General features: G+C 60.0%; 17 protein-coding genes and 1 pseudogene. 4 read left to right on the top strand and 14 right to left on the bottom strand.

Going from position 1 to position 15907, the window contains the following annotated elements; genetic code table 11:
- Positions 1–164 precede the first annotated feature (164 nt).
- From PMI36_RS10145 to exbB, 3 genes are read right to left on the bottom strand one after another with little or no spacing between them, the layout of a single operon-like run.
- Entirely contained in the window at positions 165–911 is a 747-nt protein-coding gene (locus PMI36_RS10145; RefSeq protein ID WP_008007617.1) for an energy transducer TonB family protein, read from the bottom strand.
- Positions 908–1336 (bottom strand): TonB system transport protein ExbD, encoded by a 429-nt coding sequence (gene exbD, locus PMI36_RS10150; RefSeq protein ID WP_007934588.1) that lies wholly within the window; start codon positions 1334–1336, stop codon positions 908–910. Before exbD ends, PMI36_RS10145 begins: the two co-directional genes overlap by 4 nt.
- Positions 1337–1342: 6 nt before the next feature.
- The gene (gene exbB, locus PMI36_RS10155) at positions 1343–2299 is read right to left on the bottom strand and encodes a tonB-system energizer ExbB (RefSeq protein WP_008073416.1); all 957 of its coding nucleotides are present in this window, start codon (positions 2297–2299) and stop codon (positions 1343–1345) included.
- Positions 2300–2488: 189 nt separating this feature from the next.
- On the opposite strand from exbB, the gene PMI36_RS10160 reads away from it, so the two are divergent.
- Positions 2489–3352 carry an SDR family oxidoreductase gene (locus tag PMI36_RS10160; protein ID WP_008073415.1) on the top strand — a complete coding sequence of 288 codons (864 nt, stop codon included), beginning with the start codon at positions 2489–2491 and terminating at the stop codon, positions 3350–3352.
- Positions 3353–3398: 46 nt separating this feature from the next.
- Here the strand turns inward: PMI36_RS10160 and PMI36_RS10165 are convergent, their stop codons facing one another.
- The 7 genes from PMI36_RS10165 to PMI36_RS10195 form a co-directional block, all read right to left on the bottom strand.
- Complete coding sequence (locus tag PMI36_RS10165) at positions 3399–4133, bottom strand: hypothetical protein (RefSeq protein WP_008073414.1); 735 nt, start codon at positions 4131–4133, stop codon at positions 3399–3401.
- A gap of 80 nt (positions 4134–4213) precedes the next feature.
- Positions 4214–4954: a hypothetical protein gene (locus PMI36_RS10170; RefSeq protein WP_008073413.1), complete on the bottom strand. Its 741-nt coding sequence runs from the start codon at positions 4952–4954 to the stop codon at positions 4214–4216.
- Positions 4955–5011: 57 nt separating this feature from the next.
- The gene (locus tag PMI36_RS10175) at positions 5012–5392 is read right to left on the bottom strand and encodes a RidA family protein (RefSeq protein ID WP_003177257.1); all 381 of its coding nucleotides are present in this window, start codon (positions 5390–5392) and stop codon (positions 5012–5014) included.
- Between the two features lie 24 nt (positions 5393–5416).
- A complete protein-coding gene (gene spoT, locus PMI36_RS10180) occupies positions 5417–7522 on the bottom strand; it encodes a bifunctional GTP diphosphokinase/guanosine-3',5'-bis pyrophosphate 3'-pyrophosphohydrolase (RefSeq protein WP_007934594.1) in 2106 nt (701 codons plus the stop codon).
- 57 nt (positions 7523–7579) lie between these two features.
- The gene (rpoZ, locus tag PMI36_RS10185; RefSeq protein WP_003177259.1) at positions 7580–7843 is read right to left on the bottom strand and encodes a DNA-directed RNA polymerase subunit omega; all 264 of its coding nucleotides are present in this window, start codon (positions 7841–7843) and stop codon (positions 7580–7582) included.
- A 167-nt stretch (positions 7844–8010) separates the two neighbouring features.
- Entirely contained in the window at positions 8011–8631 is a 621-nt protein-coding gene (gmk, locus tag PMI36_RS10190; RefSeq protein WP_008073412.1) for a guanylate kinase, read from the bottom strand.
- Between the two features lie 12 nt (positions 8632–8643).
- Entirely contained in the window at positions 8644–9507 is an 864-nt protein-coding gene (locus PMI36_RS10195; protein WP_008073411.1) for a YicC/YloC family endoribonuclease, read from the bottom strand.
- 269 nt (positions 9508–9776) lie between these two features.
- On the opposite strand from PMI36_RS10195, the gene rph reads away from it, so the two are divergent.
- On the top strand, positions 9777–10499 hold the full coding sequence (gene rph, locus PMI36_RS10200) for a ribonuclease PH (protein WP_008007612.1): 723 nt from the start codon (positions 9777–9779) through the stop codon (positions 10497–10499).
- A gap of 29 nt (positions 10500–10528) precedes the next feature.
- Complete coding sequence (locus tag PMI36_RS10205) at positions 10529–10897, top strand: DUF4870 domain-containing protein (RefSeq protein ID WP_008073410.1); 369 nt, start codon at positions 10529–10531, stop codon at positions 10895–10897.
- Positions 10898–11071: 174 nt separating this feature from the next.
- On the opposite strand, the gene PMI36_RS10210 is transcribed toward PMI36_RS10205, so the two are convergent.
- Positions 11072–11851 (bottom strand): exodeoxyribonuclease III, encoded by a 780-nt coding sequence (locus PMI36_RS10210; protein ID WP_007934608.1) that lies wholly within the window; start codon positions 11849–11851, stop codon positions 11072–11074.
- Between the two features lie 82 nt (positions 11852–11933).
- Between PMI36_RS10210 and pyrE the strand changes: the two genes are divergently transcribed.
- Positions 11934–12578 (top strand): orotate phosphoribosyltransferase, encoded by a 645-nt coding sequence (gene pyrE, locus PMI36_RS10215; RefSeq protein ID WP_008062842.1) that lies wholly within the window; start codon positions 11934–11936, stop codon positions 12576–12578.
- 202 nt (positions 12579–12780) lie between these two features.
- Here the strand turns inward: pyrE and argB are convergent, their stop codons facing one another.
- From argB to dut, 3 genes and pseudogenes are all read right to left on the bottom strand, one after another.
- Positions 12781–13686, bottom strand: coding sequence for an acetylglutamate kinase (gene argB, locus PMI36_RS10220; RefSeq protein ID WP_007894690.1), 906 nt, complete (start codon positions 13684–13686; stop codon positions 12781–12783).
- Between the two features lie 25 nt (positions 13687–13711).
- Positions 13712–15088: pseudogene (locus tag PMI36_RS10225) on the bottom strand (phosphomannomutase/phosphoglucomutase); the annotation flags it as partial.
- A gap of 359 nt (positions 15089–15447) precedes the next feature.
- A complete protein-coding gene (gene dut, locus PMI36_RS10230; protein ID WP_007894692.1) occupies positions 15448–15903 on the bottom strand; it encodes a dUTP diphosphatase in 456 nt (151 codons plus the stop codon).
- Between the last annotated feature and the right edge of the window lie 4 nt (positions 15904–15907).

Raw genomic sequence — 15907 nt, 5'->3', positions numbered from 1 at the left:
GATATGCAAAAGGCACCTTTCGGTGCCTTTCACAGGTTTTGTAGCCGCCGAAGAACCTGTGGGAGCGGGCTTGCTCGCGAAAGCGGTGTGACAGTCAACTCAGATGTTGAATGTGATGGCCTCTTCGCGAGCAAGCCCGCTCCCACATTGGATCTGTGGTGCTTTTAGCGGCGGCGTTCCAGCGAGTAAACGAACGGCGCAACGATTTCGATGGAGCCGTTGTTCAGCATATCGGCCGGTGGCTTGGGCAGCGGTTGGGCGCGGCGGATCATTTCCAGGGTGGCCCGGTCCAGATCGGCGTTGCCGGAGCGACCCACCAGTTCGAACGACAACACGTTCCCTTCGGCATCCACCACGAAGCGCAGACGGTTCAAGCCTTCCTTGCCCCGCTGCTGTGCACTGGCCGGGTACTTTTTGTACTTGGCCAAGTGCGCGAGCAGGGTGCCTTGCCAACTGGCCTTGGCCGCTTGCTGCGCCGGCGATGGGCCGGGTGCCGGCTGAGCGGATTTCTCCGTCGGTGCCTGGGTCGGTTGCGCGTCGCTCGGTTTTTCCTCGGAGGGTTTCTCCTTCGGCGGCTCCGGCTTTTTCTCCACAGGCTTGGGCGGTTGAGGCTTGGGCTTGGGTTTGACCGGTTTCGGTACGGCGATCTCGGCCTTCGGCGCTTCAGCAAGTTTGGGCAGCGGCAGTTCTTCCACCGGGGCCGGTGGCTGTGGCGGCGTGATCACCTTTGGCGGTGCGGGCGGTGGCGGGGCCGGAACCGGCGCCAGCTCGACCATCATCGCTTGCGGCGGCAGCTCGATCGGCGGGCGCGACGTCCAGTTCAGCGCCAGCGCAATGGCCAGCGCATGAACGCCCAGCACCACGGCCAGGCTCCCGCTGTAACGCGTCAGCTTTTGGCGCGTGTTGATCATTTCTTGGCTGCCGTCTCGAGTCCGACCAGGCCGACCTTCAGGTAGCCGGCGGCGCGCAGGGCGTCCATCACGCTCATCAGGTCGCCGTAGTCCACGCCTTTATCGGCCTGGAAGAAGATCGTCGTGTCTTTCTTGCCCTGGGTCTTGGCGTCGAGCGTGGCACCGAGGGCTTCGGTCTTCACTTCGTCTTCGCCGAGGAACAGGCGCTGGTCAGCCTTCACGCTGAGAAACACCGGTTTCTCTGGTCGCGGCGCCGGTTTGGCGGTGGAGGCGGGCAGGTCGACCTTGATGTCCACGGTGGCCAGCGGCGCCGCCACCATGAAGATGATCAACAGCACCAGCATCACGTCGATGAACGGCGTGACGTTGATTTCGTGGTTCTCGGCCAGATCGTCGTCTGCGCCTTCTTTCAAATGCAGGCCCATGGCCGATTACCCCACTTTCACCATGTGCGGTTGCGAGCTGCGCTGCTCGGTCGGCAGGTGGTCGAGATCACGGCTGACCAGCAGCAGGACTTCTGCCGAGGCGTCGGACACTTGTGCCTTGTAACCGGCGATGGAGCGGGCGAAGACGTTGTAGATGACCACCGCAGGAATCGCTGCAACCAGGCCCAGCGCGGTTGCCAGCAGAGCTTCGGCGATGCCGGGAGCTACGACAGCGAGGTTGGTGGTCTGGGTTTTGGCGATGCCGATGAAGCTGTTCATGATGCCCCACACGGTACCGAACAGGCCGACGAACGGCGCTGTGGAACCGATGGTGGCGAGTACGCCGGTGCCGCTGCTCATGTTGCGACCGCACGCAGCGACGAGGCGCTCCAGGCGGAAGCTCACGCGCTCCTTGATGCCTTCTTTCTCGCGGCTGTTGGCCGACAGGCGCATTTCTTCCAGCGCGTCGTGGACCAGCAGGTTGGCGAGGGTGCCTTCCTTGGCTGCCGTTGCGCTGGCTTCTTTAAGGGTGGCGGCTTTCTTCAGGTGGACGATTTCAGTGCGCAGACGACGCTTGGCGCCCATCAGCTCGAAGCCCTTGGCGATCCAGATGGTCCAGGTGATGATTGAGGCGATGGCCAGGCCGATCATCACGATCTTCACGATGATGTCGGCGTTCTGGTACATGCCCCACGGCGACAAGTCATGGGCCATGCCCAACGTGTTGTCGGCTTCGAGGACTTCCGGCACGTCAGCGGCGTCTATGGCCTGGACCGGATCGGTCGCGGCAGGTGTCACGGCAGGCGCGGCGGGTGTTTGAGCGGCGGCAGGCTGGGTGGCCGGCGCTTGTGCATCGGCGAAGGCGGCGGTCGGCGCCAGCATCAGGCTGAGCAGCAGGGCGGCCACCGCGCTCCAGGCGCGAGGTCGTTTGGTTGGCGAAGCGGGGAATTGATTGGGTGTCATGCTGGCCGGACCTGAAAGGAAAAAACGGTAAATGTTCTTCCAGGCCTCGTGAGGCCGAGAACAAAAGTGGCAGGCATTATTGCAAGTAATTCTTGTTAACAAAAGTAATAGAGTATCTTTTTTTCCTTCATTGCTAGCCGCGTGTCCTTTGCCGACGCTAGTCTGTAGCTTTCCGATAGGAGTTATCTGATGTCCGCGCCTTCTGTTTTGATCGCCGGTTGCGGTGATGTCGGCAGTCGTCTGGCCACGCAATTGCTGGCTTGTGGGTGGGAGGTTCATGGCTTGCGACGTGATGTCTCACGCCTGCCACAGGGCGTGATCGGCGTTGCCGGCGACTTGTTCAATAAAGACTGCCCGGCGACCTGGCCAATCGGTGCGGTGGATTACCTGGTGTATTGCGCGGCGGCTACCGATCACGATGAGGCGGGTTACCGCGCCGCTTATGTGCAGGGTTTGCAGCACGTGCTGGAATGGCTGAACGACTATGGGCAAGTACCCAATCGACTGCTGTTCGTTTCCAGCAGCAGCGTTTACGGCCAGCAGGATGGCGAGTGGGTCGATGAAACATCGCCGACGGTGGCGGGCGGTTATTCGGGTCGTTTGATGCTCGAAGCCGAGCAGGTGGCGCTCGATAGCGGCATCCCGGCCAGTCTCGTGCGCCTGACCGGTATTTATGGTCCGGGTCGAGAGAGGCTGCTGACCCAAGTCCGCCGCGGCTATCGCGTGGCGATCGATCCACCGTTGTACGCCAACCGCATTCACGTCGACGATGCGGCGGGGTTGCTGGCGTTTCTGCTTGAGGCGGATCGACGCGGGGTGGCGCTGGATGATTGCTATATCGGCGTCGACGATGCGCCAGCACCATTGGCAGAAGTGGTGGGCTGGCTACGAGAGTATTTAGGCGTGACCGAATGGGATGACGACGCGAGCGTGCGGCGCACTGGCAGCAAGCGCTGCAGCAATGCGCGGGCCAAAGCCTTGGGCTGGACGCCGAAGTACCCAAGTTACCGCGAAGGTTATGCCGCGATACTTGCTCAGGGGGAGTTGAACTGAGCGAGCCTCTAAACAACAGGCGCCTGCGGGCGCCTTTGTTTTTGGGTCATTGTTTTACCAGCAGCCACTGGCGTGGGCCGGGGGTGAAGTGGGGGATTTCGTCTGGCCGGGATTGATTGATTGCCTGGAAAATCTCCAGTCGCTTGCCTTTGCGAACGAAAATCCATGTGTCACTCAGGTCGTCCGTGCCCAGATACAAGGTGTCATTGCCTGCGCCTTGGCTGGCGCAATCACCGTCCAGGCATAACTCGTATCGATCGGTTCCCGGTAACCCTGAAACATGGCCATCTTCCGTAAACTCGACCCGCTGGCCTGCTCCGTGACTGTCGATGATTTTCCACTGCCCGCCCATATAGGCAGCGTTCAAGGCGCTCCGGAAGGTATCAACCCGCCCTGTTTTCGTTTTGGAGGTCTTGCCGGGGCGACTGAACACCTGCTGGGGGACGTACTCCTTGGCCAGTTGAGTCAGTCGCTTGCCATCCAGGCGCAGCTCGTCAGTGCCGTAGCCGTTGTAGTCGACGGTCCAGGCATTGGGTGACTTTTGCAGCAGTTGGCCTTCACCCCTCTCAAAGCCGCTGCTCACTTGCGCCTTGCCAGTGTGGGTGTTGATGTCCCATTCCAGATTCCGGCCATGAGTGTTTAAGGATTCACGTAAAGACTGGCCTTGGGCCGCTGCATCGATGGCCGCCTGATTGATCCAGATACCGCTGATATCTGTTTCTGCGGGCATAGAGGCGCAGCCGCCCAGCAGCAACAGGCTTAGGATAAGCAATTGGCGCATGATCAATCCTTGAGCGGGAGGCAAAGAATTCGACAGTGCAGGCTAAAGAAAAAGGAGCCCGTAGGCTCCTGTATTCTGTATCACTGTTTTTCCAGCAACCACTTGCGATCACCCGGGGTGAACTGCGGCATTTCATCCGCCTGTGCGGTGTTCACTGCCTGGAGGATTTCCAGTTCCTTGCCCTTGCGCGCAAAAATCCAGGTGTTGCCCTGACCATTCACCTGTAGCCACATGTTGTCATTGCCGCCGCTCATCGACGCGCAATCACCGGCCAGGCACAGGGCATAGCGATCCGCCCCCGGCAGGCCGGCAACCTGGCCGTCAGCCTGGAATTGCACGGTATTGCCTTCACCGGGGCCGCTGACGATTTTCCAGCTGCCGCCCATGTAGGCTGAATACAGTGCGCGTTCGAAACTGGCACCCATCGGTGCGCCGTCCGGCACCGTAACCTGCGCACGGTCGAATACTTGCTCCGGCTCATTGTCGCTGGCGACCTGGCTCAGTTGCTTGCCGTCACGCTTCAGCTCACTACCCGAGCTGCCATAAAAGTCGACTTTCCAGGCGCCGGACTCTTCGCCCAGCAGCTTGCCGTCGACATTTTCAAAACCGTTGGTGTAGCGGGCCTGACCGGCCTTGGTGTTGACGTCCCATTCCAGGTTCGGGCCATAGGCCTGGAGCGCTTCGCGCAGGGGGCCGCCTTTGGCTGCCGCATCGATCGCCACTTGGTTGATCCAGGTGCCGCTGATGTCACGGTCGGCAGGGTTGCTGGCACAACCGCCCAAGAGTAGGGCGACCAGCGAGAGAGCTAGCGCTTGGCGCATGGTGGAATCCTTTCAAAGCAAGATCGGCGCAGCCTTTAGAGGGCTGCGCCGGACACATTACTCGATGACCAGAATGGCATCCATCTCAACCTGCGAACCCTTCGGCAGGGCTGCTACGCCGATGGCGGCGCGGGCAGGGTAAGGCTGGTCAAAGTACTTGCCCATGATCTCGTTGACCTTGGCGAAATGGCTCAGGTCGGTGAGGAAGATGTTCAGTTTGACGATGTCCTTGAACGAACCGCCAGCGGCTTCAGCCACGGCTTTGAGGTTCTCGAACACCTGGACGGTCTGGGCTTCGAAGCCTTCAACCAGTTCCATGGTTTTTGGGTCCAGAGGAATCTGGCCCGACATGTAAACGGTGTTGCCAGCCTTGATCGCCTGGGAATAAGTACCGATGGCGGCCGGGGCCTTGTCGCTGTTGATAACGGTCTTGGTCATGTATGACTCCTTGTGAAGGGTGGGCTACGCGCGCATGCGGGTGATGCGGATGACCCCGGTCAGGGCGCGCAGTTTCTTGATCACGCGGGCCAGGTGTACGCGGTCGTGCACACTGACCACCAGTTGGACCACGCTGATACGACCGTCGCGTTCGTCCATGCTGATTTTTTCGATATTGCCGTCGGCCGCGTTGACGCTGCTGGCCAGCAGGGCGATCAGGCCGCGCTGGTGTTCCAGTTCGACGCGCAGCTCGACATTGAATTCGCCGGTGACATCCTTGGCCCACGAGAGCTGGATGCATTTTTCCGGGTTGTGACGGATTTCGCTGATGTTGCGGCAGTTGTCCAGGTGCACCACCATGCCTTTGCCCGCGGACAGATGGCCGACAATCGGGTCTCCCGGGATCGGCGTGCAGCACTTGGCGTAACTGAGTACCAGGCCTTCGGTGCCACGAATCGCCAGCGGGCCTTCCGGGCTCGGCAATTGCTCGCCTTCGCCGAGCAGGCGGCGGGCGACCACGTAAGCCATGCGATTGCCCAGGCCGATGTCCTCGAGCAGGTCTTCGATCAGTTCGAGGCGGTATTCGTGGAGCATCAACTGCACGCGCTCGGCCGGGACTTTTTCCAGGGAGCTGTCGAAACCGTTGAGCACCTTGTTCAGCAGGCGTTCGCCGAGGCTGATGGACTCGGAACGGCGCTGAAGTTTCAGCGCATGGCGGATGTGCGTCCGCGCCTTGCCGGTGACCACGAAGTTGAGCCAGGCCGGGTTCGGCCGCGCGCCGGGGGCGCTGACGATCTCGACCGTGGAGCCGCTTTGCAGCGGTTCGGACAGCGGTGCGAGACGACGATTGATCCGACAGGCAATGCAGCTGTTGCCCACGTCGGTGTGCACCGCGTAAGCGAAGTCGACCGCCGTGGAGCCTTTGGGTAGCTCCATGATCCGGCCTTTGGGCGTGAACACGTAGACCTCGTCCGGGAACAGGTCGATCTTCACGCTCTCGATGAATTCCAGCGAGTTGCCGGCCCGTTGCTGCATTTCCAGCACGCCTTTGACCCACTGACGGGCGCGGGCGTGAGTGCCTTTGGGCTGCTCGTCGCCGCTGGATTTGTACAGCCAATGGGCGGCAATGCCATTGTTGGCCATCTCTTCCATTTCACGGGTGCGGATCTGGATTTCGATCGGTACACCGTGCATGCCGAACAGCGTGGTGTGCAGCGACTGGTAGCCGTTGGCCTTGGGGATCGCGATGTAATCCTTGAAGCGCCCCGGCAACGGTTTGTACAAATTATGTACAGCGCCTAGCACGCGGTAGCAGGTATCGACCTTGTCGACGATGATCCGGAACGCGTAGACGTCCATGATCTCGTTGAAGGCCCGACGCTTGCCGCGCATTTTCTTGTAGATGCCGTAGAGGTGTTTCTGTCGACCGCTGACCTCGCCCTGGATGCCATCGATGGCCAGGCAGTGGCTGAGGGACTCTTCGATCTTGTTGACGATTTCCTTGCGGTTGCCCCGGGCGCGTTTGACCGCCTGGTTGATCCGCGCGGAGCGCATCGGGTGCATGGCCTTGAAGCCGAGGTCTTCGAACTCTATGCGAATGGCGTGCATGCCCAGCCGGTTGGCGATGGGCGCATAGATTTCCAGGGTTTCCTTGGCGATCCGCCGGCGCTTTTCGCCGGACAATACTTCCAGGGTGCGCATGTTGTGCAGGCGGTCGGCCAGCTTGACCAGGATCACGCGAATATCGCGCGCCATGGCCATGGCCATTTTCTGGAAGTTTTCGGCCTGGGCTTCGGCTTTGGTCTCGAAGTTCATCTGGGTCAGTTTGCTGACCCCGTCGACCAGTTCGGCCACGGTTTCGCCGAACTGCGCTTGCAGCGCTTCCTTGGCAATACCGGTGTCTTCGATCACGTCATGCAGCATGGCCGCCATCAGGCTTTGATGGTCCATATGCATGTCGGCAAGAATATTCGCCACTGCAAGAGGATGCGTGACGTACGCCTCACCGCTGCGGCGGCGTTGACCGTCGTGGGCTTGTTCGGCGTAGAAGTACGCTCGGCGGACCAGGTTGACCTGGTCCTTGCCGAGGTAGGTCGATAAGCGATCGGCGAGGGCGTCTATGCTCGGCATGATAATTCCTGCCGTTCGTTGTGACCCCGCGCCGTGCTACGTCGACCAGGCATGGCCTTATACTGCCTCGTTGGACTCGTCCTCGAACGCTGCGAACAGCGGTTCGTCTTCGACGATTTCAGCGTTGGCGATGAACTCGTAGCTCATCAGGCCTTCAGCGATTTCACGCAGCGCTACAACAGTAGGCTTGTCGTTTTCCCACTGAACCAGGGGCTCTTTGCCGCCGGTGGCCAGTTGACGGGCACGCTTGGTAGAGAGCATGACCAGCTCAAAGCGGTTTTCCACGTGTTCTAGGCAGTCTTCAACGGTTACGCGGGCCATGGTATTCCTCGGAGCGAATGCAATATGCGCGCTGCCCGGTTGGGCGAGCGGACTCAACAGTTTAAAAAATCACCAGCGATTAGGGAAGCGCTGATTTTTTGATCAAGCCCTTCAATGCGCTATAAGTGCCAATGTAAAGCCCTTGCAGCGCTTTTGGAAAGGGCTGTTTAGTCGAGCAGTTCAGCCAATAATTTACCGTGACGCTGCTGCTGACGCTTTTGATGCAGCTGATTGGCGCGGAAAATCGCCTGCAAATCCCGCAGCGCGTGGGCGAAATCGTCGTTGATGATCAGGTAGTCGTAGTCGACGTAGTGGCTCATTTCGCTGACGGCTTCACGCATCCGGCCTTCGATGACCTCGTTGCTGTCCTGGCCGCGATTGTTCAGGCGTTGACGCAAGGCTTCCAGGGACGGCGGCAGAATGAAGATCGAGCGGGCCTGGGGCATCAACTTGCGCACTTGTTCTGCGCCCTGCCAGTCGATTTCCAGAATCAGATCGTGGCCTTCATCCAGGGTTTGCTGCAGGTGGCTTTGCGAGGTGCCATAGAGATTGCCGAACACTTCGGCGCGCTCGAGGAAATCCCCGTGCTCGATCATCTTCACGAACTCGCTGCGTTCGACGAAGTGATAGTTCACGCCGTTCACTTCACCGGGGCGCATGGCGCGGGTGGTGTGGGAGACCGAGACACGGATCTCCTGATCAGCGTCGGTCAGGGCCTTGACCAGACTGCTCTTGCCCGCGCCCGAAGGGGCGGAAATGATGTACAGGGTGCCGGTGCTGTGGGTCATGTCGGGTTTGCCTTACTCAATATTCTGCACTTGTTCGCGCATCTGCTCGATCAACACTTTGAGGTTGACCGCCGCTTGGGTGCTGCGCGGGTCGAAGGCTTTGGAGCCCAGTGTGTTGGCTTCGCGGTTGAGTTCCTGCATCAGGAAGTCCAGGCGCCGACCGGCAGCGCCGCCGGACTTGAGCACCCGGCGAACTTCGATGATGTGAGTGCTCAGGCGATCCAGTTCTTCGGCGACGTCGCTCTTTTGCGCGAGCATGACCATTTCCTGTTCCAGTCGCTGCGGGTCGAGGTCGGCCTTCATGTCGGTGAAGCGGTCGAGAACTTTCTGGCGTTGGGTGGCCAGCATCTGCGGGACCAGCTCACGCAGGATCACCACATCCCCTTCAATTGAGGTCAGGCGCTCGTCGATCAATCGCGCGAGCTCAGTGCCTTCGCGCTCGCGACCGGCCTTGAGTTCTTTCAGGCCCTGATGGAACAGCGCCAGGGCTTCGGCATTCAGCGCTTGCGGGTCGGCGGCATCAGCCACCAGTACGCCGGGCCAGGCCAGGACTTCCAGCGGGTTCAGTGCGGCCGGGTTCTTGATCAGGCTGGCGACTGTTTCGGCGGCAGCGACCAGTTGAGCAGCGCGCTCACGGTCCACTTGCAGCGGTTTGCCGGTGCTTTCTTCGGTAAAGCGCAGGGTGCATTCGAGCTTGCCCCGGGACAGTCCCTGGCGCAGGGCTTCGCGGACCGCGCCTTCGAGGTCGCGGAAAGACTCCGGCAAACGCAGGTGGGGTTCCAGGTAGCGGCTGTTGACCGAGCGCAATTCCCAGCTCAGGGTGCCCTGGACACCGGCTTTCTCGACGCGGGCGAAGGCGGTCATGCTGTGCACCATGGAGGTACCTCGCAATGCAGGTCGGCGCGTAACCCATGGTTTGGCGGACCCGCTATCTGTGAATTAAAGCCGACAGGCAGCAAAGGCGCAGGATTGTAGCGCAGTGGGGCGGATGCGCCCAAACACACGCTGTGACAAAGAGCTGCACGCCGTCGGCTAAGCTCTATTCAGAGGCTTCAATCGTCGGGCGATTTTTTTAGAAGTGCCCACTCGCGGCCCACGGCTCTATAATGCTCGGCAGTTTTCCGTCCTCCGTACAGGTAATCCCTATGAAACGTCCAAGTGGTCGCGCTGCCGATCAGCTCCGCTCGATCCGCATTACCCGCAACTACACCAAACACGCCGAGGGATCTGTACTGGTCGAGTTCGGTGATACCAAAGTCATCTGCACCGTCAGTGTCGAGAATGGCGTGCCGCGTTTCCTCAAAGGTCAGGGCCAGGGTTGGTTGACCGCCGAATACGGCATGTTGCCCCGCGCCACCGGCGAGCGTAACCAGCGTGAAGCGAGCCGCGGCAAGCAAGGCGGTCGTACTCTGGAAATCCAGCGTTTGATCGGCCGTTCCCTGCGCGCTGCGCTGGACATGACCAAGCTGGGCGACGTCACCCTGTACGTCGACTGCGACGTGATCCAGGCTGACGGTGGCACCCGCACCGCGTCCATTACCGGTGCGATGGTTGCATTGATCGACGCCTTGAAAGTGATCAAGAAGCGTGGCGGCCTCAAAGGTGGCGACCCGCTCAAGCAAATGATCGCTGCCGTTTCGGTGGGCATGTACCAGGGCGAGCCTGTGCTTGACCTCGACTACCTGGAAGATTCGGCTGCCGAGACTGACCTCAACGTGGTGATGACCAGCACTGGCGGCTTCATCGAAGTGCAGGGCACTGCCGAAGGCGCGCCGTTCCAGCCGGAAGAGTTGAACGCGATGCTGGCGCTGGCGAAGAAAGGCATGATCGAGATTTTCGAACTGCAGAAGGCTGCACTGGCCGACTGATCGGACCTGCTCCACGCAAGGAGGACGCCATGAGTGACGAGCAACTGCCGCTACCCACACCGAGCCGAGAGGTTCGTCAGTGGGCGATGTTTTGTCACCTGTCCGCCTTGCTGGGGATCTGGCTGCCGTTCGGTACGCTGATCGGGCCGCTGATTCTCTGGCAGATGAAACGCGAGTCAGACCCGTTCATCGACGCGCAAGGCAAGGAGGCGCTGAACTTTCAGATCACCGTCGCCATTGCTTCGGCCATCTGCTTCCTGCTGATGGTGGTGATCGTCGGGTTCTTTCTGTTTGGTCTGGTCGCGATTGGTGCGCTGGTGCTGACGATCATTGCTGGCGTGAAGGCCAATGAAGGGTTCCCTTACCGGTATCCGTTCACCTGGCGCCTGATCAAATAGGCCGAGACGCGGTCCCCTGTGGGAACGGGCTTGCTCGCGAAGAGGCCATAACATTCAACATCATCGTTGACTGTCAGACCGCTTTCGCGAGCAAGCCCGCTCCCACGTTGAGTAATCATTGCCCACAAAAAAGCCGACAGCGATGTCGGCTTTTTTGCATCTGCGATAAGACGCTTAGATTGTCAGCGTCCAGTCGTAGTCCACGATCAGCGGTGCGTGCTGAGAGAACCGTGGCTGACGTGGCAGGCGTGCGCTGCGTACGAAGCGGCGCAGGCCAGGGGTCAGCAACTGGTAATCGAAACGCCAGCCCAGGTTGAGCATCTCGGCCTGTTCGTTGTCCGGCCACCAGCTGTACTGGTCGCCTTCACGGCTGACTTCGCGCAGGGCATCGACATAACCCATGTTGCCGACAATCTCGTCCATCCAGGCGCGCTCAGGTGCCAGGAAGCCCGGGGATTGCTGGCTGTCGCGCCAGTTCTTGATATCCAGCTTCTGTTGCGCCACGTACAGCGAGCCACAATAAATGTACTCGCGACGTTTGCGCCGCTGTTTATCCAGATAACGGGCGAAGTCGTCCATTAGCTTGAACTTCTGGTTCAAATCTTCATCGCCGTTCTGCCCCGAAGGGAGCAGCAAGGTCGCGATGCTGACCTTGTCGAAATCGGCTTGCAGGTAACGCCCGTAGCGGTCGGCTGTCTCGAAGCCGAGACCGCTGATGACTGCCTTCGGTTGCAACCGCGAGTACAAAGCCACGCCACCTTGGGCGGGAACTTCAGCTTCGCAGGCATAAAGGAAGTAGCCATCCAGTTGGAAGGCTGGATCGTCCAGTTCAAAGGCGGAGGCGCGGGTGTCCTGCAGGCAGATGACGTCGGCATTCTGTGCTTGCAGCCAACTGAGCAAACCACGCTCGACTGCAGCCTGAATCCCATTGACGTTCACACTGATGATCCGCATAAGTGGCCCCAAAAATCGCGTGCGGGTATGATACACGGCGTCTACCTAATTAGCTAAATCCGTGGTATTTGGGGTTTTTTTCATGCAAGCGTATCAGCGCGACTTCATTCGTTTTGCCATTGATCGTGGCGTTTTGCGCTTCGGTGAGTTCACCCTGAAGTCTGGGCGCACCAGTCCTTACTTCTTCAATGCCGGCCTGTTCAACTCGGGTTCTGCCCTGGCGCAGCTGGGTCGTTTCTATGCGGCAGCCATCGCCGAGAGCGGTATTTCGTTCGACGTGCTGTTTGGCCCGGCCTACAAAGGCATCCCGTTGGCGGCGACTACTGCCGTGGCGCTGGCGGAACATCATGGGCGTGATCTGCCATGGTGCTTCAACCGCAAGGAAGCCAAGGCCCACGGCGAAGGCGGCAGCCTGGTCGGCGCGCCATTGACCGGCGACGTGCTGATCATCGACGACGTGATCACCGCAGGCACCGCCATCCGTGAAGTGATGCAGATCATCGCTTCCCAGGACGGCGCCAAAGCCGCGGGCGTGTTGATCGCCCTGAACCGTCAGGAGCGTGGCAACGGCGAATTGTCGGCCATCCAGGAAGTGGAGCGTGACTTCGGCATCCCGGTGATCAGCATTGTTTCGCTGAATCAGGTGCTCGAGTTCCTGGCGGATGACCCGCAGCTCAAGCAACACCTGCCGGCGGTTGAAGCCTACCGCGCACAATTCGGCGTCTAACCGCATCCCCTGTGGGCGCGGGCTTGTGTGGCGAGGGAGCTTGCTCCCGCTGGGCTGCGTAGCAGACCCAAGGATTTTGTGAGTGCTGCGCACTCAAGCGGGAGCAAGCTCCCTCGCCACAAAAGGTGGATTGTCACAGGGATTGCAGGCAAAAAAAGACCCCGCTCAGCCAGGCTGAGCGGGGTCTTTTGGTTTGTGTGGCTTAGTGACGCTTGCGATTACTGATCAGCGTACCCACACCCGTATCGGTGAAGATTTCCAGCAGAATCGCGTTTGGCACCCGGCCATCGATGATCAACGAGCTGCCCACACCGCCTTGTACCGCTTCCAGCGCGCAACGAATCTTCGGCAGCATGCCGCCGTAGATAGTGCCGTCGGCGATCAGGTCGTCGACCTGTTGAGTCGTCAGGCCGGTCAGAACCGTGCCCGACTTGTCCATCAGGCCGGCAATGTTGGTCAGCAGCATCAGCTTTTCAGCCTTCAGCGCTTCGGCGACTTTACCGGCCACCAGATCGGCGTTGATGTTGTACGACTCGCCGTTGGCGCCGACGCCAATTGGCGCGATCACCGGGATGAAGTCGCCTTTGACCAGCAGGTTCAACAGGTCGGTGTTGATCCCGACTACTTCGCCGACGTGGCCGATGTCGATGATTTCCGGCTGGGTCATTTCCGGCGTCTGACGGGTGACGGTGAGCTTTTTCGCGCGAATCAGCTCGGCATCTTTGCCGGTCAGGCCGATGGCGCTGCCGCCATGACGGTTGATCAGGTTGACGATGTCTTTGTTGACCTGGCCACCGAGGACCATTTCCACCACGTCCATGGTTTGCGCGTCAGTCACGCGCATGCCATCGATGAAGTGGCTCTCGATCGACAGACGCTTGAGCAGGTCGCCGATTTGCGGGCCGCCACCGTGAACCACCACCGGATTGATGCCGACGGCTTTCATCAGCACGATGTCGCGGGCGAAGCCGGTTTTCAGCTCCTCGCTTTCCATCGCGTTGCCGCCGTATTTGATCACCAGCGTCTTGCCGACATAGCGGCGAATGTAAGGCAGCGCTTCGGACAGGACCTTGGCGGTGTTGGCGGCGGCTTCGCGTTCGAGGGTCATTCAGGGCTCCGGGTGCTTCGTTAAATCAAAACGGTAATTGGAGATCAGGTGCAACGCGTTTCAGCTGGACGTGGAACACATCCTTGATGCGCTGCAATTCAGCCTCGTCATCGGCCTCGAAGCGCAGCACCAGCACCGGTGTGGTGTTGGAGGCGCGAACCAGGCCCCAGCCTTTGGCATAGTCGACTCGCACGCCGTCAATGGTGGTCAGGTCGGCGCCTTCGCCCCATTGCGCATCGTGCAGTGCATCAATGATGCTGAATTTGCTCTCTTCGGTCACATGGATATTGATCTCTGGCGTAGAAATATCGTTCGGGAAGGTCGCGAACAACTCTTCCGCGGTGGATTTTTCCTTGCTGAGGATCTCCAGCAGCCGTGCGGCGGCGTAAATGCCATCGTCGAAACCGAACCAGCGCTCCTTGAAAAAGATATGCCCGCTCATTTCGCCGGCCAACAGGGCGCCGGATTGTTTCATTTTCTTTTTGATCAACGAGTGACCGGTCTTCCACATCAGCGGACGACCGCCGTATTCCTTGATCAGCGGAATCAGGCGGCGGGTGCATTTGACGTCGAAGATGATTTCCGCGTCCGGATTGCGCGCCACGACGTCGCGGGCGAACAGCATCAACAGGCGATCAGGGAAGACGATGCTGCCGGTGTTGGTGACAACGCCCACACGGTCGCCGTCGCCGTCGAAAGCCAGGCCCAGGTCAGCGTTGGTTTCCTTGACCTTGGCAATCAGGTCCACGAGGTTTTCAGGCTTGCCCGGGTCCGGGTGGTGGTTCGGGAAGTTGCCATCGACTTCGCAGAACAGCGGGATGACTTCGCAGTTCAGGGCTTCGATCAGCTGCGGGGCGATCACGCCGGCCGCGCCGTTGCCGCAATCGACCACCACTTTCAGGCGGCGGGCCAGTTTGATGTCCTGGACGATTTCGGTGTTGTAGCGGTCGAGGATCTCGACCTGGGTGATGCTGCCCTTGCCGCTGCTCAGGTTGTTGGTCTTGAGGCGGTCGTGCAGGGCCTGGATCTGTTCGTTGGCCAAGGTGTCGCCAGCGATGACGATCTTGAAGCCGTTGTAATTCGACGGGTTGTGGCTGCCGGTGAGCATCACGCCGGATTTGCCGGCCAGTACGTTGGCGGCGTAGTACAGCGCAGGCGTTGGCACCAGGCCGACGTCGCTGACGTGGCAACCGCTGTCGGCGAGACCTTTGATCAGTTGTTCGACCAGTTCCGGACCGGACAGGCGACCGTCACGGCCGACGGATACGTTGGGTTCGTTCTGGGCCAGGCTCTGGGAGCCGATGGCGCGACCAAGCCAATAAGCTGTTTCAGCGTTCAAGAATTCCGGGACGGTGCCACGAATGTCGTAGGCGCGGAAGATGCTGTCGGGGAACTTGGGTGCGACTTGGGCTGGGGTGCTCATCTGTAGGAATGCTCCATCTCGAAAGTGGCTGGACCCGCCAGCGAAAAACTCGTTGGCAGGCTCAAACTGAAGGGTATGACGGCGTTTTCCACTGAGAGTTCGTGGTGTGAAAAGGCCATGCCGTCAGCATCGGCGAGCAATTGGCCGTTCAATGCCTTGATTTTCAGTGGTAAACCTTCCAGATGACGACTGTGCAATTTGTGGTGAGAGAGCTTGCTCCTGCCTCCCCTGTAGGAGCTGCCGAAGGCTGCGATCTTTTGATCTTGATCTTGATCTTAAAAAGCAAAATCAAAAGATCGCAGCCTTCGGCAGCTCCTACAGGGAGGGCATCTATCGGATCAGTGGCTGCCCGAGTGGCCAAACCCGCCGGTGCCGCGCTGGGTTTCGACGAACTCTTCGACCATTTCAAAATGCGCCTGGACTACCGGCACCAGCACCAATTGGGCCAGGCGTTCGCCTACCACCATGTTGAAATCGGTCTGGCCACGGTTCCAGCACGACACCATCAGCGGGCCCTGGTAATCGGAGTCGATCAGGCCGACCAGATTGCCCAGCACGATGCCGTGCTTATGGCCCAGGCCCGAGCGCGGCAGAATCAACGCCGCCAGGCCCGGATCGCCGATGTACACCGACAGGCCGGTAGGGATCAGCAGGGTTTCACCCGGCTTGATGACGGTGTCTTTTTCCAGCATGGCGCGCAGGTCGAGGCCGGCGGAGCCTGGCGTGGCGTACTGCGGCAGCGGAAATTCGGTACCGATGCGGGGGTCGAGGATCTTGGCTTGCAAAGCGTGCATGTAA

The sequence above is a fragment of the Pseudomonas sp. GM79 genome, from assembly GCF_000282495.1.
Lineage (GTDB): Bacteria > Pseudomonadota > Gammaproteobacteria > Pseudomonadales > Pseudomonadaceae > Aquipseudomonas.
Note: the sequence above shows the minus strand (reverse complement) of the source record. Positions and strands in the feature narration are given on the sequence as shown.